Genomic DNA, 18,767 nt, shown 5'->3' with positions numbered 1-18,767 from the left:
CCGAGAACAGAGAACAGAGAACCAAAAAGCACAGCTCCCCACCCCTCACTTCCCCCCCTTCGTCATCGCACCCACAGCGATCACATAAACCGGGATCTGATGCAGCGTCACATCCCCGGTTTTATAATGGATCACCACCGAGATCAGCTCCTCCTTCGACTCCTTGAGCGTGGTCGGCGCGCGATAGCTCACGTGCCCCAGCGGCGTGATCAGCGCACCCTGCGGCGGGTCCCGCAGCTCGTACTTGGTCACCGCGGCAGGATTGCTCACCGTCACATCATAGTCCAGCGTGCGACCCTCCGCCACGATGGGGAAGGGGTGTGAAGTCACAAAGGCAGCCTGCGGGTCCGTGATCTTCACCGCCGCCGCCACGTCCAGCTCGATGGCCTGCAGGTTGAAGCCCCCTTTGCTCAGCACAGCCAGCAGGTTTTTGTCCCCCTGTGCAGACAGCACCTTGCGCTGGTAGTCCTCCTCCCCGTCATAGAGCTTCAGGATCTCCACCCCCGCCACCGTCAGCAGGTCCCGGCCATCGTCAGCCGACTTCAGGCGGATCTGCAGGCGGCTGTCCAGCTCACCTTTCACCCGGGCCACGTAGTTCCCGCAGCGGCTCAGCGTGCAAGGCGTATCCGTACCGAACCGGACGCCCGTGCGGCCACCTCCCAGCCGCATCTCGCCACTCACATACAGGCGGTCCGCCGTTGGCGTCGCGGCTGGTGGCCCCGGGTTGAAGGAGTAGTTGAACACCCGGTTCGGGTACAAATAGTCCACCGTCAGTCCTGGCGAAATCATGAGCAGCCCCTCTGGAAAGGAAACCAGCCGCCCGTCCGCCGAGCACGGCACGCTCAACGGCAGCTTTTCGCCAAAGGGCACGTGCACGACCGTCGGCGGCCGGGTGAGTATGTCGATTCTCTTCGGGTCCGTTCTCGGCTTGTGCTGCGCCCAGCGCGCGGGGTCCAGCGTCTCCTTGTCCAGGATCTGCGCCCGCTCCTCCACCCGCTCGCCTGCCACCTGGCCTTTCGGAGTCAGGATTTTCACCATGCTGGACAGCACCAGCGTCAGCGGCCCCTGCGGCCTGTCCCCCACCGCCAGCCCTCTCAGCCCGGAGCCCGCGGGCACCGTCAGGCGATGCGTCACCGCGAAGTCCGGCAGCGAATGCCGCAGCAGCTCCCGCGTGATGGTGTTGTAGGTGAAGACCACGTCCCCCGCCGGGAACGCAGCCGTGGTGGCCGGTAGAGCCAGGCTGCCCGCCACCTTCCAGTCCTTCACAGAAAGCAGCTGCAGCGTGCGATCCTTCAGCATCAGCCCCAGGTAGTCAGTAAGCCCGGGCAGCACCTCCATGATGGGGCGGTCGCTGTTGTAAAAGTGGGACTTCAGCTGCATCACCGGCGTAGATGACCTGGCATTCCCCGCCGCAGCCGCAGCCACCTCCGCCGCCTTCACGTCCAGCTTCACCGGCACCGCCACCGCAGGCGGGCGGCCCGCCACGCTCAGCTCCATCTGGATCTGCGTGCCCTGCCCGGTCGTGCTGCCCCCCAGCCGCAGAAAAAACACCGTGCTCATGCCCTCCATCTCCTCCGGCGGCAGCCAGTCCAGCGTGCCGTCCGCGCCCACCGTGAGGCCCGGCGGCGCATCCGTCACTGTCACCGCACCGCTGCCGCCCAGCACCAGCGGCTTGAAGTGAAAGCCATCCGCGCGGCACACATGGCAGTCCGGGTAGTTCAGCAGCACCGGCTCCGGCGGCTGCGGCAGGGCCGCACGGTCCAGCGTGTGCAGGGTGATCGTCTTCTCCGCATGCCACAGCGCAAAGGTCAGGCTCACAGGGTCCAGCCACAGCCGCTCGCCAAACGTCCCCCACTCCCCCAGCGGCACATCCGCCGCCTCCGGCAGATCCAGCACCGCCCACGGCGCGTCTGCATACATGGAATAAAAGCTGCAGCGTGGATGCACCGTTTTCACGCCATCCCTCCCGCTCTGCGCGCGCTCCACCACATAGTGGCCCGCGGTCGTCGTCAGCGGCGTGTCCGTCGAGTCGCCCCCCATGCTTTTTCCCCAGGAGACGGCGCGTGCCACCGTGGCCTCCGCGCCCGCCCTGGGCTGGTGAAATCCCACCGCCACCTTGCCAAATCCGTTCATCACCCCTTCGTAGCAGTAGTTCGCGGCGCCCAGGGTGTGCTCGTCTGGCGAGCGGCCCCACACCGCCCGGCCGTCTCCCGAGGACCGGAAGAACATCGTGACTGGAAGCTTCAGGTCGTGCGCGCCCGCCAGGTTTCCGATCATGTACGCCGTCAGCTCCCGCGGATCGCACGCCAGCACGCCCCGGTCCCCGGACACCGCCAGCGGCCCGTCATCCGTCAGGCAGCCCGCTGCCACGCTGTGGTAGGATATGCCATCCGGCAGGTGCGCCGTCTTTTCCAGCGCCAGCGTCCCCGCGTGGTAGCGGCGCAGCTCCCCCCGGCCCGGGTCCAGCACAAAGAGCGCATCCTTGTTTCCCGCCAGCATGCAGTAGCTCAGCTCCTCCTGCGGCACCGGCAGCGGCAGCCATTTCCGCTCCCCCAGAGACAGCCGCTTCCAGTACGGCGCGCCCTTCAGCTTGATCAGCACCTCCCGCCCCTCGCAGATCGGCACCCCCAGCGCGATGGGACTCTCCGTCGTCAGCTCCATCACCCCCGGCTGCCCGCCACCTGCCTCCGGCGGCACGGCACCCGCACCAGTTCCGGCCCCTGCCGCCCCAGGCGCCCCGGCCACCGTATGGTACAGCCCCGCCCCCCGGCGCTTCGTCACCACTAGGAACGGCGCCGTGCGGAAGACCACCTCATACTCCGGCCGCATCAGCTCCAGCTGCAGCACCTGATAGGAGATCTCCGCCCCCTGCGGCATCTGCAGATAGAGATCACAGCTCCCGTCCTCCTTCATCGACACGTGAGGGGGATTCCCTCCGTCATGCTCCATCGCCGGCTGATTCGCCTTCAGGTCCGCCGCCGGAGTAAAGTCCTCCGCCCTCGCCAGATTTCGCACCACCGCCTTCACAGAGCGGAAATCCCCCAGCGGATCATGCAGCCTGCCCTTCACCCGCACGTGGTAAAACCCCAGGCTCTTCGAATGACCGTCCGCCTCCAGCGTCTCCACGCTCACAATCTCATACCGCATCTGCCTCCCCATCACATCCGGCAGCGCCACCTTTTCAAACAGCCGCACATCCGGCTTCGTCCCGGGCCGCGCAAAGCCCAGCAGCCTGCCGTCTCCCGCCAGCACCGCGGAGACATTCGTCCGGCTCTGCGAGTTTGAAAAGGGCTCGCGTGCCGGCTTCTGCCCCTCCGCCAGCCGCAGTCCCTCCGCCGTCATCTCCGCCCGCAGCAGGGACACATCCATCACCGCGCTCAGCCCGCTTTTCTCCACCCCCACAGGCAGCGCCGCCGTCTGCTTCTCCTGGTCCTGGTTCACCATGCCCTGCAGCAGCCACACCGTCTCCTTCTCCGCCATCGCCCGCCCCGCCGCATCTGCGCTGGCGGCCTCGACACCGCCCTCCTCCAGCCGATACGGAAAATCATCCGGAAACTGCAGCACCGCCACGTGGGACGCCGCATCAAAGCTCGCCAGCTTCGCCAGGCGCGACATCACAAACACCTTGTTAAACTGGTCCACCTTCTGCCGCAGCACAAACAGCCGGCGGCCCTCCCCGCGCAGCACCGCCTCATCAAACTCCGGCAGCACCGCCGTTGCGTAGCGCAGCTTTGACTCCAGCGGCACCGGCGGAGTGAAAGCATCCGCCCGCAGCATCACCCCGGAGTGCTCCCGCATCATCCTGCCCGGCACCACCACCCGCACCGTCACCACCGAGCTCTCCAGCTCCGGCGTCAGCATCAGTTCCGCCCCGCCGCCCGCCCTCGTCTGCGGCGCCGCATCCGGCATGGGCGTACGGGCCGCGGCAGTCGCACCCTCCGCCTCCGTCACCGCCACCGGTCTGGCAGGCTTGTCTTCAGCCGCAGGAGCAGCCTCATGCTGAGCCACAGCCTCAGCCGCCACATCAGCACCCTCCACCGCCGGAGCCACCGCCGCATCCTCCCTCTCCGACCTCCCACACCCCGCCACCCACAGCACCACACCCAGCCAAAGCACACGACTCATTTTCATAGAAAAAGGAAAATAAAAAAAACACACTGTCCCAAAGGCCCAGATACATCCTTGCCCCAACCCATCTAAGTCAATCTCCGCAAAAAAAGCCACAACAAAAAAGCCAGCCCTGCCTCACAAAACTCCCGGCCCTTTCCCCAGCGCCAGCCAGTCACCCTCAGCGTCAGCCACAGCTATCTTTCACCCTTTGGCAGACGAATGCAGGCCCTAAGTCCACGACCCGCCTCTCCGCTCCGCTCTCTCCCACGCCACCGGCATTTTGTGTAAAAGGAAGCTGGCCAATCTCCGCCCCACCGCCCACACTCACCTTCATGCCGCCCAGCGATACCACGTCTCGCTTCTCCCCTTCACGCTGATCCCCGACATGAAGCATCGCGTCTTCCTCTCCTACGCCACCGCAGACCGCGCCGCCGTCAAGTTCATCGCCCAGCGTCTCCGTCAGGAAAAAAGTCCGGAAGACCCCGCCGAGCAGGACATCGAGCCCTGGTTCGATGAAGAAAAACTCGTCCCCGGCCAGCCCATTCTCGATGCCCTCGATGCAGCCCTGCAAAACTGCGACTGCTGCATCATCTTCATTGGCCGCAGCGATCCCGCGCGCGGCGATCTCGGCCCCTGGCAGCATGCCGAAGTCCGCACCCTCATCAGCCGGCAGATTCAGAATCCCAAAAGCGGATTCGCCGTCATCCCCCTCCTGCTTCCCGGCGCCGAGCGCGGCCAGCGCAGCACCCTGCCCAGCTTCCTTGTTGCCAACAAATGGGTCGAGTTCCGCAACACTCTGCAAGACGACGCCGAGGCCTACCAGCAGCTCCTCGCCGGCATCCGCCGCCAGCCGCCCGGGTACACCAGCGGCACCTTCACCGCCCTCGGCCCATGCCCCTATCGCGGCCTCGAATTCTTCGATGTCTCCCACGCCCCCCTCTTCTTTGGCCGCGAAGCCGTCACCCAGTGGCTCGTCGATGACATCCGCAAGCCCCTCCGCCCCGGCAGCGATCTCCCGCGTTTCCTCGCCATCCTCGGCTCCTCCGGCAGCGGCAAATCCAGCCTCGCCCGCGCCGGCCTTTTCGCCGCCCTCCAGCGCGGCAGCGCCATCGACGGCAGCAAAGACTGGATCCTCGTCCCGCCCCTGCGCCCCGGCCCCAATCCCCTCGAAAGCCTCGAGCTCTCCCTCCTTCAGGCCGCCTCCAGCAGCCCGCACCTCACCGCCGTCCGCGCCGAGCTCAGCACCCTCCCCACCGCCCCCGCCAGCCTCCACCGCGCCGCCCGCCTCCTCATCCGCGATACCTCACCACCCCAGCGCCTCTTCCTCCTCATCGATCAGTTTGAGGAAGTCTTCACCACCTGCGAAAGAGAGGAACTCCGCACCGCCTTCATCGCCGCCCTCCTGCATGCCGCCCGCGAGCGCAGCGGCCCCGTCGTCATCGCCCTCACCATGCGTGCAGACTTTTACCCCAAAGTCGCCGCCTATGAAGAGCTCGCCCGCGTCTTTGACCAGCACCAGTACCTCGTCGGCCCGATGAATGAGCAGGAGCTGCGCCTCGCCATCGAGCAGCCCGCCCTCCGCGCCGGCGCCGAGTTCCAGACCGGCCTCATCGATCTCCTCCTGGAAGACGTCCATCGCCAGCCCGGCGCCCTCGCCCTCCTCCAGCACGCCCTGCTCGAGTTGTGGAATAAAATGCTGGCCGCCCATCGCCGCACTCTTTTGCATGCCGACTACCTCGAAATCGGCCGCCTGGAGGGCGCCCTCGAGCGCCGCGCCAGCACCGTCTTCCACCAGCTCACCGCCGACGATCAAGAGCTCTGCCGCCGCCTCTTCCTCCGCCTCGTCCATCCTGGCGAAGGCGCCGAAGACACCCGCCGCCGCGTCCAGCTCCGCGAGCTCCTCACCCTCGGCGCTCCCGCCCGCGTCGAGAAACTCATCGCCACCCTCTCCGCCCCCGACGCCCGCCTCATCGTCACCGAAGGCAGCAGTGGCACCACCCAGCGACCCACCACCTACGTCGAAGTCGCCCACGAGACCCTCATCCGCTGTTGGTCCCAGCTCCGCAAATGGCTCGATACCGACCGCTCCGGCCTCCGCACCCAGCGCCGCCTCACCGAAGCCGCCCGCGAATGGGAAGACGCCACCCGCCCCCCCGACCTCCTCTACACCGGCTCCCGCCTCGCCGCCGCCACCGAGTGGGCCGCAGCCCACCCCGGAGAGCTCAACACCTTCGAGCAGGAGTTCTTACAAACCAGCATCAAATACCAGCACGATGAACAGGAGGAGAAGTTGCGGGAGCAGCGCGATCTTGCGAAAGAGCGCGCCCTGGCGGCTGAAAAGGCAAAGTGGCAGTTTCAAATAGCAACAGTGCTGGGTTCTCTGGCCCTGGTTTGCGCAGTCGTCGCTGTTTTGTACTTCCTTCAGGCAAGCCATGACCGGCACACAGCCCTCAAGGCCACCACAGACGCTGAAACGGCCCTGGCAGAATCAAACCGCCAGCTCGACCGCGCCACTGTTGAAATCGGCAAGTCCTGGCTGGAACGCGCCCGCACAGCGCAAAAAGCTGGCGACAACCTTACCGCCATTATGCTCGCCGGCCGTTCCCTGGGATTTGCTGGATATGGCAGAGAGCAGGCCCCCTTGGAATGGCAAAATAAATTTCTGCCCCTGCTAAGCCAGCAGTTGAAGCACGACGTCCGGGCAGATGCAGAGAGAATGAAGGAACGCAAAGCGGCGGAAGACTTCATCCCTGAGTTGCACCCCAGCCTCCTGCCCATTTGGTCGAGTCCCGTTGGAGCGCATCATCTCGACAGCGTCACCACCATCGCCTACAGCCCCGATGGTAAGCGCCTGGCCAGCGGTTCTGCTGACAATACCGTGAAGCTTTGGGACAGGGCTACGGGCAAGAATCTGGCCATCCTTTCAGCGCACGCCGAGCGGGTCACTAGCGTGGCCTTCAGCCCGGACAGCACACGCCTCGCCAGCGGATCAGAGGATGATACTATCAAGCTATGGGACAGCGTCACCGGAAAAGAACTAGCGAGTCTGGCGGGCCATGAACGGACCGTCACCAGTGTAGCCTTCAGCCCGGATGGCATGTACCTCGCCAGCGGATCGGAGGACAAAAGTATTAAAATATGGGACTGTGTTTCATGCAATGTTGTGGCGACTTTGCCAGGGCATGAGGGCAAGGTAACCTGCGTAGTCTTTAGCTCAGACGGCAAACGTCTGGCCAGTGGGGCTGAAGACAGGACTGTGAAGCTGTGGGACGTTGTCTCACACAACGAACTCTCTGCTTTTCTGGGACATGAAAATAGGGTTGCCACCATCGCCTTCAGCCCGGATGGGTCGTCTCTGGCCAGCGGAGCAGATGATCTGACCGTGAAGGTGTGGGACTGCGCAACGGGCAAACAGCTGGCCACGCTCAAAGATCACGGCCTTAGCGTCACCAGCGTTGCGTTCAGCCCAGATGGCAGGCGTTTGGCAAGCGGATCTTGGGATCAAACCATTAAGGTGTGGGACAGTGTCACATACAAGAAGCTGGCCGACCTCCGGGGGCACCGGCAGGCAGTTTTAAGCGTGGCCTTCAGTCCTGATGGTACCCAATTGGCCAGCGGTTCAGAAGATCGGACTGTAAAACTCTGGGACTCGCCTGCGCACCAGGAACTGGCTGCACTTAGCGGGCACCGGCATTGGGTCAATGGCGTGGTCTTCAGTCCGGATGGCACTCGCTTCGCGAGTGGATCTGGGGACGGCACTGTAAAGCTGTGGGACGCTGTTACGGGCAGGGAACTGTTTACTTTTACGGGACACGAGAAAGCAGTTACATGTGTCGCCTTCAGTCCCGATGCCACGCTCCTGGCCAGTGGGTCCTATGACAATACCGTGAGGCTTTGGAGCTGCGCCGATGGCAAAGAGTTGCTCCCACTGCGGGGCCACGAGCGGGTTGTCTTCAGTGTGGCCTTCAGCCCCGATGGCAAACATTTGGCCAGCGCGTCAGATGACCACACCATCAAGCTCTGGGATCTTGCCACGCAAGTGGAAATGCCCCTCCTCAAAGGGCACCAAAAACACATCCAAAGCATTGCCTGGAGTCCAGACGGCCGACTTCTCGCCAGCGGTTCAGATGATAAGACAATCAGGTTTTGGGACCCTGCCGCGGGCGGGAACCCTGCCATCATCGGGAGTGATGCTTCAGAAGTCACCAGCGTCGCTTTCAGTCTGGATGGCAGGCGTCTGGCCACCGGGTCAGTTGCTGGCAGCGTCAAGCTATGGAGTTTTGTCCCAGGCACAGAACCGAAGATCTTGGCAGGGCATGAACAGCATGTCACCAGCGTCGCCCTCAGTCCTGATGGCAGGCATTTGGCCAGCGGTTCTCAGGACAAAACCGTGAAGCTTTGGGATGTCGAATTTGGTAGGGAAATCGCGACGTTTCGGGGGCATCAGAGCGCCGTCACCAGCATTGCTTTCAGCCCAGATGGCGCACGGCTGATTAGCGGGTCTAGGGACAATACGGTTCGGGTGTGGGACTGTGCGATGACCCAGGATCTGACATCGCTTTCAGGACACCAGAGCATCATCAGCAGCGTAGTCTTCAGCAGCGACGGCTCACGACTTGCCACGGGATCTGAAGACAAGACCGTCAAACTGTGGGATACAGGGGCGGGCAAGGAACTGGCCACACTTCAAGGGCATGCGGATCGGGTTAGCTGCGTCTCCTTCAGCCCCGACGGCACGCGCCTTGCCAGTGGGTCAGGTGACAGTGCCGTAAAGCTGTGGGATTGCAGCTCCGGAATGGAACTTTTCACCATTCCTACGGGTCACAAGAAGGGCATTAGCTGCGTAGCCTTTAACGACAATGGCACACGCGTGGCAAGCGCCTCTTTCGATGGCGGACTGAAGGTGTGGGATGCCGCTACGGGGAAGGAGCTTGTCTCACTCAAAGGACACAATTGGTTCGTCAGCTGCATGAGCTTCAGCCCCGACAGTTCTCTCCTGGCTAGCGGATCAGGCGACGAGACGGTGAAGCTCTGGGATTCCGCCACAGGCAAGGAGCTGCATACATTCTCGGGAAACTCGTGGTACGTCTCCAGTTTGGCCTTCAGTCCCGACTGTAGACGCCTGGGGGCCAGGCTGGGCGGCGGAACCGTGAAGACGTGGGAATGTAAAACCTATCAGGCAATTCCAGGCCCTCCAGATTTTCCACTCCCGGACAATCTTTCGGTTAAGAGTCCGGATGGACAACGCTGGGCCATGGTGGAACAAGCGCAGGTTCATATTTTGCCTGCGGTGCCATCGCCACACCCTGATCTCCTGCATTTTCAGCAGCAGGGATTGTTTAGCCTTGAAGACCGGGCGCTCGTCTGGCTCACGAATTCTTCCCTGCTCTCCGAGGTAACCTTCACTCCCCAGCATTATCGCAAGGACGAACTCTCCGCCCTCTCGTCATTAACCATCTCACCTGAAGACGCCGCAGCCCTGCGCCTGCTGTCGATGGCCCGCACCAGCCAGTGGCGCGCCGCCCGCGCTTGGTGGGCCGCAGGGGCAAAAACAAAGTTTCCCGAGTTGCTGCCGCGCTATCTCACCCTGCTGCTCACCAGTGCACGGGATGACAATGCCACTGCCGTGCCTACCTCACGTGCTGAACTGACTACCGAAATCGGCGCGAAGCTGACACCCGAAAGCGCTAAAGACCTCCACGTCTCGCTGCCACTCGCCCAGCATCTTCTCAAGCTCGCCTCCATACCCGACCAGTGCCCGGATGACGTCTGGACCGCCTTCGTCGCCAAAGTCCAGTCCACCACTCCGCCCACTTGGCAGCAAAACCTCGCAGCCATGGCGACCGAGAAGCTGAAAGACGAGCAAAACCCCTCTGCTCGCCTACGCTTCAATCACATCATCCAGACCTTCGCCCCCGCCGCGAAATAACCGTCCGTCATCCACCTCCGCTCAACCGCATCCCCCAGCGCCGCCCATGTACCGCGCCTTCAACCTAACGAAGCATGACTGGAGCGCTGCCTCACTCACCAGCGGCGAGACCCTCCGAGAGCGACATGCCAGCACCGTGCGGGAATCTTTGGAGTCGTTCCTCAAAAACGGCATCATCGATGGCGGGGCGCTCAGCACGCATTGGTTTCCCGAGATCAAGGCCGACGTCTTCATCTCCCATTCGCACCGGAACAACGACGACGCCCTCAAGTGCGCCGGCTGGCTGAAGGACACCTTTAATCTCGAATCCTTCATCGACTCCAGCGTCTGGGGCTACGCCAGCGACCTTCTGCTCAGCATCGACAATGAATACTCCCGCCGCCCAGACGGCAGTACCTACGAATACGACAAACAGCACCTCGCAGGCAGTCATGTGCACATGATGCTGGCCGTGGCCCTCAACCAGATGCTGGACGCCTGCGAATGCGTCATCTTCCTTAACTCGCCCGAGTCAATCACTTCATCCGAGTCCATCAGCGAAACCAAGTCCCCCTGGCTGTTCTATGAACTCAGCCTCATGCGCACCATCCGCCGCACAAAGCCCGGGCGCCTCCAGGTGCATGACTTGGTCGAAAAATTCCTTGGAGGCCCTGAGACAACAAAAGCAGCCTCCTTGGAAGTGAAGTATCCCGTACCCCTCAGTGAACTGACAAAGCTCGATGAACAGCACCTCGGTGCTTGGAAGAGAAGGTACGAGCTTTTTTCCAACCCCAAGCATCCCCTCGATATCCTCTACGACCTCGCCCCGGAACGCACCCAATAACCCCATCCAACACCCCCTGCGCCCTCCCCCTCTCTGAAATCATAAATCATAAATCATAAATCAAGCTCGCCGCCTACCGCACCCCATGCTCCTTCCCACCCGCGCCCCCCGCCAGCCCCTCCTCCCCCTGCGCCTTCAAGCTTTCCACGGCGCGAGACCACAAGGCAGCATCGCATGGTAGGATCTGCAATCCGTGCGTGCGCAGGAGCTTCAGGGATTGCGGCAGGGCAGGGGGGAGATCCTCCTTGGGCGTGTAGGCGGACTCGCGCTGGATCGCCCCCGCCAGCAGCAGGTGGGCCAGAGGCGTGGAGGGATCATACCACAGCGAGAACGCCAGCGCCTCCATCGGGGCCGAGTTCGGCATGTGCTTCTTCTCCGCCGCGTCCCACGCATCCGCATCGCGCTCACGTTCCGCGATCTGCCGCCGGGTAAACTTCGACTCCGGCGTCAGCGGCCGTTCATACGCCGGCATCGCCAGCCACAGCGCCAGCTTCTGCCACTCGCCCGCCTGCGCACCCGGCACCTGCGCCAGCACTCCGGCGCGTCGTTTCTCCGGCGGCATCTCACTCAGATTCCCGTTCACCTCAGGCTCCATCCCCGCCACCGCGTAGGCGCGCGTGAGCACCCAGTCCGGCACCGGCACCAGCAGGGCAGGGGAGGGCGGCAGATGCCACAGCCGCGCCGTGTTGTCGATGCTCGAGGTCACCACGCAGCGGCCATCCGGGCTGAAGTGCGCATTCGGCGTGCGGTCCGAGTTTCCTTCAAAATCCTGGTGCCTGCCCCGCTCTTCGTGATGCAGCGGCTCGCCCAGCATCAGGCCCGTCTCCGCATCCCACACACGCGCCCTCTCGTCATCGCTCGTTGTCACGACCAGCCTTCCATCCGGGCTGAATTCCGCGCCCGCCAGAGGCTGCGCATGCACCATCGGCCCGGCCAGCGGCTTTCCCGTGGCCGCATCGATCACCCGCGCCTCGTCATTGGCATCCACCGTCAGCAGGCGTTTCCCATCCGGGCTGAAGACCGCGCTGCGCACACTCAGCGCATTCAGCTGCGGCGACTCCAGAGCCTTGCCGCTCGCCGCATCCCACAGCTTCGTCTTGCCGTCCTCACCCGTCGTCACAATGCGCGAGCCATCCGGGCTGAAATGCGCCGCCGCCACCGCAGACTCATGCGTCAGCGCAGGCACCTTCAGGCGCGTGCCCGTGGCCGCGTCCCACAGCCGCGCCGAGCCATCCGCGCCCGCCGTCAGCACACGCGTGCCATCCCGGCTGAACTCCGCCTCCAGCACCGCATCGCTCACTCCATCCTTGCCGCCCCCAGAAGCCCCCGCGCCCTCACCCGCAGCCACAGCTTTGGCCTCGCTCTTCGCTTCACCTTTCGCTTCACCTTGACCACCACCCACCGCCTGCCCGTCGCCATGCCGCATCGGCGCGCCCAGCGGCTTTCCATTCGCCGCGTCCCATAGCTGCGCATGGCCGTCCGCGCACACCGTCAGCACGCGGCTCCCATCCGCATTGAAGTGCGCCGGGTAAACCGCGTCCGCATGGCGCAGCGGCTCCGTCAGCGGCAGGCCGCTCGCCGCATCCCACACACGCGCCGTGCCGTCCGTGCTCGCCGTCAGCACACGTCTGCCATCCGCGCTGAATTCCACGGCATGCACCCGCTTTTCCGCGTGCGCCATGGGTGCGCCCACTGGCAGGCCCGTCGCCACATCCCACACCTGCGCCGTGTCATCATCGCTCCCTGTCACGAGGCGTTTGCCGTCCGCGCTGAAGACCGCGTCTAAAACCGCATCCGCATGCCGCAGCGGCTCGCCCATCGGCAGGCGCGTCGGCGCATCCCACAGCAGCGCCGTGCCATCCATGCACGTCGTCAGCACATGCCGGCCATCCGGGCTCAGCTCCGCCGAGTAAACCATCTCCGCATGCCGCAGCGGCACGCCCAGCCTGCCGCCGCCTGCCACATCCCACACATGCACCGCATGCTCGGCATCGATGCTCAGCAGTCGCGACCCATCGCGGCTGAAGCTCACGCTCTCCACCAGCGCCGGATGGCGCAGTGGCGCATTCAGCGGCGCGCCCGTCTCCGCGCTCCACAGCATCACCGTTTCATCCTCCGCCATCGTCGCCACGCACGAGCCATTCGGGCAGTACACCGCCTCGCGCACGCGGCTGCCATGGCGCATCGGCTCACCGTGCGGCTTCCACCCCGCCACCGTCCACATCTGCGCCGCATCGCCGTAGGCGGTCGTCGTCAGCACCTGCGCGCCATCCGGGCTGAAAACCGCGCCCGTCACCGCCTGCTGCAGGCGCAAAGCCTTGCCCCGCGCCCTGCCCGAAGCCGCGTCCCACACCTGCACCGTCTTGTCATCGCTCGCCGTCACCACCAGCGTGCCATCCGGGCTGAATTCCGCGCTGTTCACCGTCCCCGTGTGCGGCAGCGGCGCGCCCAGCGGCTGCTGCGTCGCCACGTCCCACACCTGCGCACAGGTCCCGCTCAGGCTCACACTCACCAGGCGCCTGCCATCCCGGCTGAAGTGCGCCGACTGCACCTTGTCATCATGCATCATCGGCTCTCCCTTGGGCCGGCCCGTCGCCACATCCCACAGCCTCACCGCATTCACAAAGCCATCCTCCTCCACCACCGCGAGGCATTTTCCATCCGGGCTCAGATCCACCCCGCGCACCAGGTTTGGCAGCACCAGCGGCTGACCCACCACCTCCACCGCTTTCGCGTCCCACACCCGCACCGTCTTGTCCATGCACTGGGTGAAAAAGCGCGAGCCATCCGCGCAGAAAGCGCCCTGCCACACCACCCCCGCGTGGCGAAGCACCTTGCGCGGCCAGCCCGCATTCTCCGCCCCGTGCAGAGCCAGCGTCGCGTACAGCCGCGTCGCAGCCTGCGGATTTTCCGGCCACCGCTCCAGCGCCCGCGCCAGCAGCGCCACACCCTTCGGCCAGTCATCCTCCACCTCCATGCAGCGCACCGCCATCGCGTGATCCGCCCGGCTCGCCTCATGCAGCCGCTCCTGCAGCGCGGCCAGTTCCCGCGACTGCGCCTCCAGCCTCTTCCGCTGCTCCGCCACCAGCGCCGCCTGCTCGCCCATCAACCGCTCGTTCGACTCCACCTGCCGCTGCATCTCCGCCAGTTTCAGCGCCGCAGCATTCGCATTCTTCTCCGCCTCCAAGCGCCGCGCCGCCTCTGCCCGCTCCAGCGCCTCGCGCTCCATCTCCCTCGCCGCCCGCGACCTCCACATCACCTGGGCCAGAATCAGCATCACCACCACCCCAAGCCCCGCCACCAGCGCCCCCCAGAGCACCCGGCGACCCATGGAACTAGACAAAGACGCGCGATTCATACGATTCCAAACAACCCCCAAGGCCACCCAAGCAGCCCACCTACAAGAGCAAACGAAGCGCCCCCTGACAAGCCGCCGATCCGGGATTTTTCGGGAGTAAAAACCCACGGCGCAGGTGAAAGCGGAGGCGCACACCTCACGACTCACGAAGGCCTCACAACGAAGCCGCAAGAGAAAAGACCGATGCAGCTCCTCTTCCTCTTCCTCTTCCTCTTCAACATCCTCCCTTTCCGTCTCGTCTTCGTCCTCCTTCTCTCAGTCGTTCCGCTGTCGCCCACCCCATGGGCTCACATCGCTCCTCCGATTGCCTTCGTCTAATCTCCACGTCGCTCGGGTGCGTTCGGGTTGCTCGGGTGCGTTTGGGTTTCTCGGGTGCGCTCCGGTTCACTCTGCTCGGCCATCCTCGATCACGGGCCATCGTCGCAAGGCAAGCCATCAAGTCTCAAGAAATCCCTCTCCTGCGTCAGCCTCTTCGTATTGTAGTACCGGCTTTAGCCGGTCCGGTTGTCTATGCCTTCCATCGCAGCATAGGCACCGAGTCAAATCCACCCTCAGTACAGGCCATCCAGTCTGCCTCGCGGTCGCCATTCATTGACTCACTAATACATCACTCCGTTGCTATTTCCCGAATGTCCGTATCTGCATGGCCCGCGCAGATCTGCAGATGCTGCGGCAGCAGGCTCACCGCATGCATTTCCAAAAACTCCGCCATTCTCCGGTACTCCCACTCATCATGGGTGGCTAGAAAAGGCGCAGCCATCTCCTCCCAGCACTCCGTCAACACCTCCAGCGGTACCAGAGAAAGCGCCTGCCTTCCCAGTGTAATGTTTCCGATGTGCTGAGCGCTAAATGCCATTCCCGCGATCCAATCCAGCACCTTCAGGCGCCTCCCGTGCTCCATCCCCCCAAGCTTCGCCAGCCCCGCCATCGACTCAACCCCCAGACTGCGCAGCTTCGCCTCCAGTGCTGACACAAAGGGGTTGGGTGGGTCCGAAGTCATCTCGCGGGTAGCTTGAAATCACTCACAGCCTCCAGGCTGCGCATTCCTTCCTAGCATAGGCACTCATCTTGGGCAGTGCCAGCTTTTCGGTATTCACCGGTCCCTCGTTCGGCTGCTGCACTCAGTGCAGCTTGAACTGCCAGCCCCTCCAGGCATCCCACGTTCACGAAAACCCCCATGTTCACGTATTCGTGAACACGCCCTGGCGCGTGAACACACCCACCATTCCATTTGTCACCCCCGCTCCCGTCCTCCACCTTCTACCCGCACGCCTCGCCTCGCATCGCCCCTTCGCCCCCCCCGTTTTCTCCTTCGCTCAAAAAGAACCCAGCGCGTGCACTCCATGCACGCTCACGCCCACGTTCCAGACCCTCATTCGTCCGCAGGCCCAGACAGCCCGGCTGCGGCCTCAGTCCCTGCTCCAGCCCCGGTCAGTGCCACAGCCGCGGATGTCCCGCTGAGCACCACCGCGGACCTCTCCGCAGCCAGCCTCGGAGCCCCCACCCACCACCGCCTCCATGCCTTGGACAACCTGCGCGCCATCGTCATGCTCACCGGCATCACGCAGCATGCCGCGCTTTCCTACGTCGTCTCCATCGACTTCTGGCCCGTGTATGACGTCAGCCGCAGCTTCGGGTTCAACATCCTCGTCGGCATCACCAATGGCTTCCGCAGCCACCTCTTCTTCATCCTTGCCGGATTCTTCGCCCGCCTCCTCTGGCTGCGCGCCGGATTGACCGGCTTCATACGGAACCGCGCCGAGCGCATCGGGCTGCCCTTCGTGCTCGGCACCCTCACCCTCGTGCCCCTCTCCGGCCTCATCCGGCTTTGGGCCACCCACCAGCTCCCCCTCGCGCCCGGCCAGTGGACCACGCTCTTCACCCGCAGCGAGCATTTTTGGTTTCTCGAGATGCTCCTCATCATCTGCGCCCTCGCCGCCCTCATCCTCCGGGCCGCGCCCCGCATCCCCCTCGCGCAGCGCAGCCTCCGCCCGCTCGATGCCGCGTTCGACTGGCTGCTCGCCCGACCCTGGCGCATCGTGGCCCTCGTCCCCGTCGGCATGCTCCTCATGTGGGCCCATCAAAATGTCGGCCTCGTGCATCATAAAGGGCACGATCTCACACCGCCGCCGCGCGCCGTGCTCTACTATGGCCACTTTTTCCTCCTCGGCTGCTGGCTGCACCGCCGCTCGCACCACCTGCAAACCCTCGCGCAAAGCTACCTCAGCTATCTCCTCCTCGCCGTGCTCAGCTTTCCCGTCTTCGGCATCGGCTACATGATCTACCACACGCCCGGGCACGCGCAGCCCCTCTGGCTCAAGACGCTCGTCATCGCCGCCTCCGCACTTTACGCCTGGGCCGCCGCCTTCGCCCTCATCGGCTTTTTCATCCGCCACGTCCACAGCCACACCCCGCGCATCCGCTACCTCGCCGATGCCTCCTACTGGTGCTACATCGCCCACTTTCCCCTCGTCCTCTGGCTGCAGATCCTCATGCTCCCGTGGGAGGTGAACTGCTGGGTCAAGTTCACGCTCAATGTCCTCCTCAATCTCCTCATCCTCCTCCCCGTCTATGACCTCTGCGTCCGCTACACCTGGCTCGGCCGCATTCTCAACGGCCCCCGCACCCGCCCAGCGAAGCACTCCCCGCAAAGCACCCATACCACGATCACTTGAAAAACACGTCTGGCACAAATCTCCGCAGACGCTCAGCCACACACACAGCCGAGCAGAGGCAGTGAAGTGAACGCAATGCGCCCAGGAGGCCCGATCCATCGATAACATCTCATGCCATAAAAGACCATCTCCATGGCGCCTCAAGAGGAGCGGCTTTCAAGGCCCCACGCACCGCACGTCTGATCTCTGGCAGGGAACCGCAGCGCCGGGACCGTAGATGAGGGGTCTATCGCACCGAGGGCGATGCAAAAAAGGTGCGCGTCCTCATTCACTCCGAAAGGCAGATGCGGCGCCCCTCTGCCCCGATTTCATTCTCGCCACCAACCCGAAAGCAGCCCCACCACAGCGTCCGCGCCCGCGCCTGCCCGAACTTAGCATCGCCATCAGCCGTCTCCACCCCGCTTCGTCTCCGAGCCGCACCTCCTCCTCCTCAGCCTCCCCGCAAGCGCATACCCGTTTCCATTAGATCATGGTATCCCGTCGCACCCAAACATCCTCCAAGTCTCCCTTCCCACCCCGCACCCAACTTGAAACTTGAAACCTTAAACTTCTAACTCTGAACCTCAGCCCTCACATCTTCTCCTTCGCCCTGCTCAGCCCCTCCACCAGCCGCTGTGCCGCCTGCGTGTCCTCGTGGTCCTTTCCCAGAGCCTTGGTCCGGCCCTCCAGCGCACGTTGTGCATAGGGCAGAGCCTCCGCGTCCCGCTGCAGCTCCCACAGCGTCGAGGCCAGGTTAAAGCAGATCCGCAGCGTGCGCGCATCCTCCGCGCCGAAGGCCTGCTCGTTCGCCGCCAGCAGCGCGCGATACTCCTTCACCGCCGCCTCCTTGGCCCCCATGGCGGAAAGCACCTGCGCCAAGTCCCGGCGCGAGGTCAGCGTCTCCGCATGTCCGGCCCCCAGCACACGCTCCTTCAGCGGGATCAGGCTGCGGTAGCCCTTTTCCGCCTCGCCGTACTTGCCCTCCGCGGCCAGCACCAGGCACAGGTCTTCCTGAAAGCGCAGCGTCTCCGCATGCTCCGCCCCGTGCACCTGCGTCATGTCACGCACCAGACCGCGCAGCAGATCCTCTGCGACCGGCAGTTTGCCCTGTTCAAACCGCAGCCCGCACAGCATGCCGCGCCACCGCAGCGTCGGCGGAGAGTCCGCGCCGAAAAGACGCACGCCCTTGTCGACCACGCCCGCGCACAGAGTCTCCGCCGCCTCCTTTCTCCCCTGCGCGCTCAGCGCCTGCACGATGTCCGCCTGGCAGTCCAGAAACGCCAGATCATTCTCGCCCACCGTGCGGTTCAGGATGTCCAGCACCCTGCGGCCCTCCCGCTCCGCATCCACCGGCCTGCCCAGATCCAGCAGCGTGCCCGCCAAGCGCCTGCGCGTCTTCAGTGTGTCCATGTCCTGCGGCCCCAGCACACGCACCATCACCGCGATGAGCCGCCGATACTCCTTCTCCATCTCCGCGTTCGCGCCCTTCCTTGACCTGGCAGACAGATCGCCCGACAGGCAGCGCAGCGTCTCCGGCGCCTCCGCACCCAGCACCTTCGTCATCAGCGGCAGCAGCTCGTGGATCATGGCATCACCCTCCGCCGTCCTGCCTTGGGCAGACAGCGCCTGCGCCACCAGCAGGCGCGCGCGCAGCGTCTCCGCATCCTCCGCGCCCAGCGATTCCGCGCGCGCCTTCACCAGTGCCTCCGCCGCCTTCAGCGCCTCCGCAGCCTCATAAGCCTTCGCCCCCACGTCCGGATTTGCCTTCGCCTTCGTCTCCACCTCAGTCCCCGCCGCCATCGCACCACCCGCACCCACGGCAGCAGCCCCAAGCAGCAGGCAGGCAAAGCCAAAAAACAAAGCGCGGGCAGGTGGCGTCTTCATGCAGGGGAG

Annotated in this window: 8 protein-coding genes; 4 read left to right on the top strand and 4 right to left on the bottom strand. The window is 64.3% G+C overall.

What is annotated here, in order from left to right:
- Window positions 1–45 precede the first annotated feature (45 nt).
- Window positions 46–4,125: a hypothetical protein gene (locus tag ACILSO_RS23540; protein ID WP_395739921.1), complete on the bottom strand. Its 4,080-nt coding sequence runs from the start codon at window positions 4,123–4,125 to the stop codon at window positions 46–48.
- Window positions 4,126–4,495: 370 nt separating this feature from the next.
- Here ACILSO_RS23540 and ACILSO_RS23535 point away from each other — a divergent pair, with 370 nt between their 5' ends.
- Both ACILSO_RS23535 and ACILSO_RS23530 read left to right on the top strand, forming a co-directional pair.
- Complete coding sequence (locus ACILSO_RS23535) at window positions 4,496–10,039, top strand: TIR domain-containing protein (RefSeq protein WP_395739920.1); 5,544 nt, start codon at window positions 4,496–4,498, stop codon at window positions 10,037–10,039.
- A 46-nt stretch (window positions 10,040–10,085) separates the two neighbouring features.
- Window positions 10,086–10,862 (top strand): hypothetical protein, encoded by a 777-nt coding sequence (locus ACILSO_RS23530; protein WP_395739919.1) that lies wholly within the window; start codon window positions 10,086–10,088, stop codon window positions 10,860–10,862.
- A gap of 73 nt (window positions 10,863–10,935) precedes the next feature.
- On the opposite strand, the gene ACILSO_RS23525 is transcribed toward ACILSO_RS23530, so the two are convergent.
- The gene (locus tag ACILSO_RS23525; RefSeq protein WP_395739918.1) at window positions 10,936–14,193 is read right to left on the bottom strand and encodes a WD40 repeat domain-containing protein; all 3,258 of its coding nucleotides are present in this window, start codon (window positions 14,191–14,193) and stop codon (window positions 10,936–10,938) included.
- Window positions 14,194–14,403: 210 nt separating this feature from the next.
- Between ACILSO_RS23525 and ACILSO_RS23520 the strand changes: the two genes are divergently transcribed.
- Window positions 14,404–14,538 (top strand): hypothetical protein, encoded by a 135-nt coding sequence (locus ACILSO_RS23520; protein ID WP_395739917.1) that lies wholly within the window; start codon window positions 14,404–14,406, stop codon window positions 14,536–14,538.
- Between the two features lie 289 nt (window positions 14,539–14,827).
- Here the strand turns inward: ACILSO_RS23520 and ACILSO_RS23515 are convergent, their stop codons facing one another.
- Window positions 14,828–15,220, bottom strand: coding sequence for a hypothetical protein (locus ACILSO_RS23515; RefSeq protein ID WP_395739916.1), 393 nt, complete (start codon window positions 15,218–15,220; stop codon window positions 14,828–14,830).
- Window positions 15,221–15,563: 343 nt separating this feature from the next.
- Here ACILSO_RS23515 and ACILSO_RS23510 point away from each other — a divergent pair, with 343 nt between their 5' ends.
- On the top strand, window positions 15,564–16,895 hold the full coding sequence (locus ACILSO_RS23510) for an acyltransferase family protein (RefSeq protein ID WP_395739915.1): 1,332 nt from the start codon (window positions 15,564–15,566) through the stop codon (window positions 16,893–16,895).
- 570 nt (window positions 16,896–17,465) lie between these two features.
- Here the strand turns inward: ACILSO_RS23510 and ACILSO_RS23505 are convergent.
- Window positions 17,466–18,758, bottom strand: a complete 1,293-nt coding sequence (locus tag ACILSO_RS23505; protein ID WP_395739914.1) for a tetratricopeptide repeat protein — start codon at window positions 18,756–18,758, stop codon at window positions 17,466–17,468.
- Window positions 18,759–18,767: the final 9 nt, after the last annotated feature.

The organism is Prosthecobacter sp., from assembly GCF_044226605.1.
Taxonomy (GTDB): domain Bacteria; phylum Verrucomicrobiota; class Verrucomicrobiia; order Verrucomicrobiales; family Verrucomicrobiaceae; genus Prosthecobacter.
This window is presented reverse-complemented; position numbering and strand designations above follow the sequence as displayed.

Excerpts from the sequence above, each read along its gene's own strand:
- ACILSO_RS23540 (WP_395739921.1), bottom strand. The coding sequence starts at position 4,125 with ATGAGTCGTGTGCTTTGGCTGGGTGTGGTGCTGTGGGTGGCGGGGTGT.
- ACILSO_RS23535 (WP_395739920.1), top strand. The coding sequence starts at position 4,496 with ATGAAGCATCGCGTCTTCCTCTCCTACGCCACCGCAGACCGCGCCGCC.
- ACILSO_RS23530 (WP_395739919.1), top strand. The coding sequence starts at position 10,086 with ATGTACCGCGCCTTCAACCTAACGAAGCATGACTGGAGCGCTGCCTCA.
- ACILSO_RS23525 (WP_395739918.1), bottom strand. The coding sequence starts at position 14,193 with ATGGGTCGCCGGGTGCTCTGGGGGGCGCTGGTGGCGGGGCTTGGGGTG.
- ACILSO_RS23520 (WP_395739917.1), top strand. The coding sequence starts at position 14,404 with ATGCAGCTCCTCTTCCTCTTCCTCTTCCTCTTCAACATCCTCCCTTTC.
- ACILSO_RS23515 (WP_395739916.1), bottom strand. The coding sequence starts at position 15,220 with ATGACTTCGGACCCACCCAACCCCTTTGTGTCAGCACTGGAGGCGAAG.
- ACILSO_RS23510 (WP_395739915.1), top strand. The coding sequence starts at position 15,564 with ATGCACGCTCACGCCCACGTTCCAGACCCTCATTCGTCCGCAGGCCCA.
- ACILSO_RS23505 (WP_395739914.1), bottom strand. The coding sequence starts at position 18,758 with ATGAAGACGCCACCTGCCCGCGCTTTGTTTTTTGGCTTTGCCTGCCTG.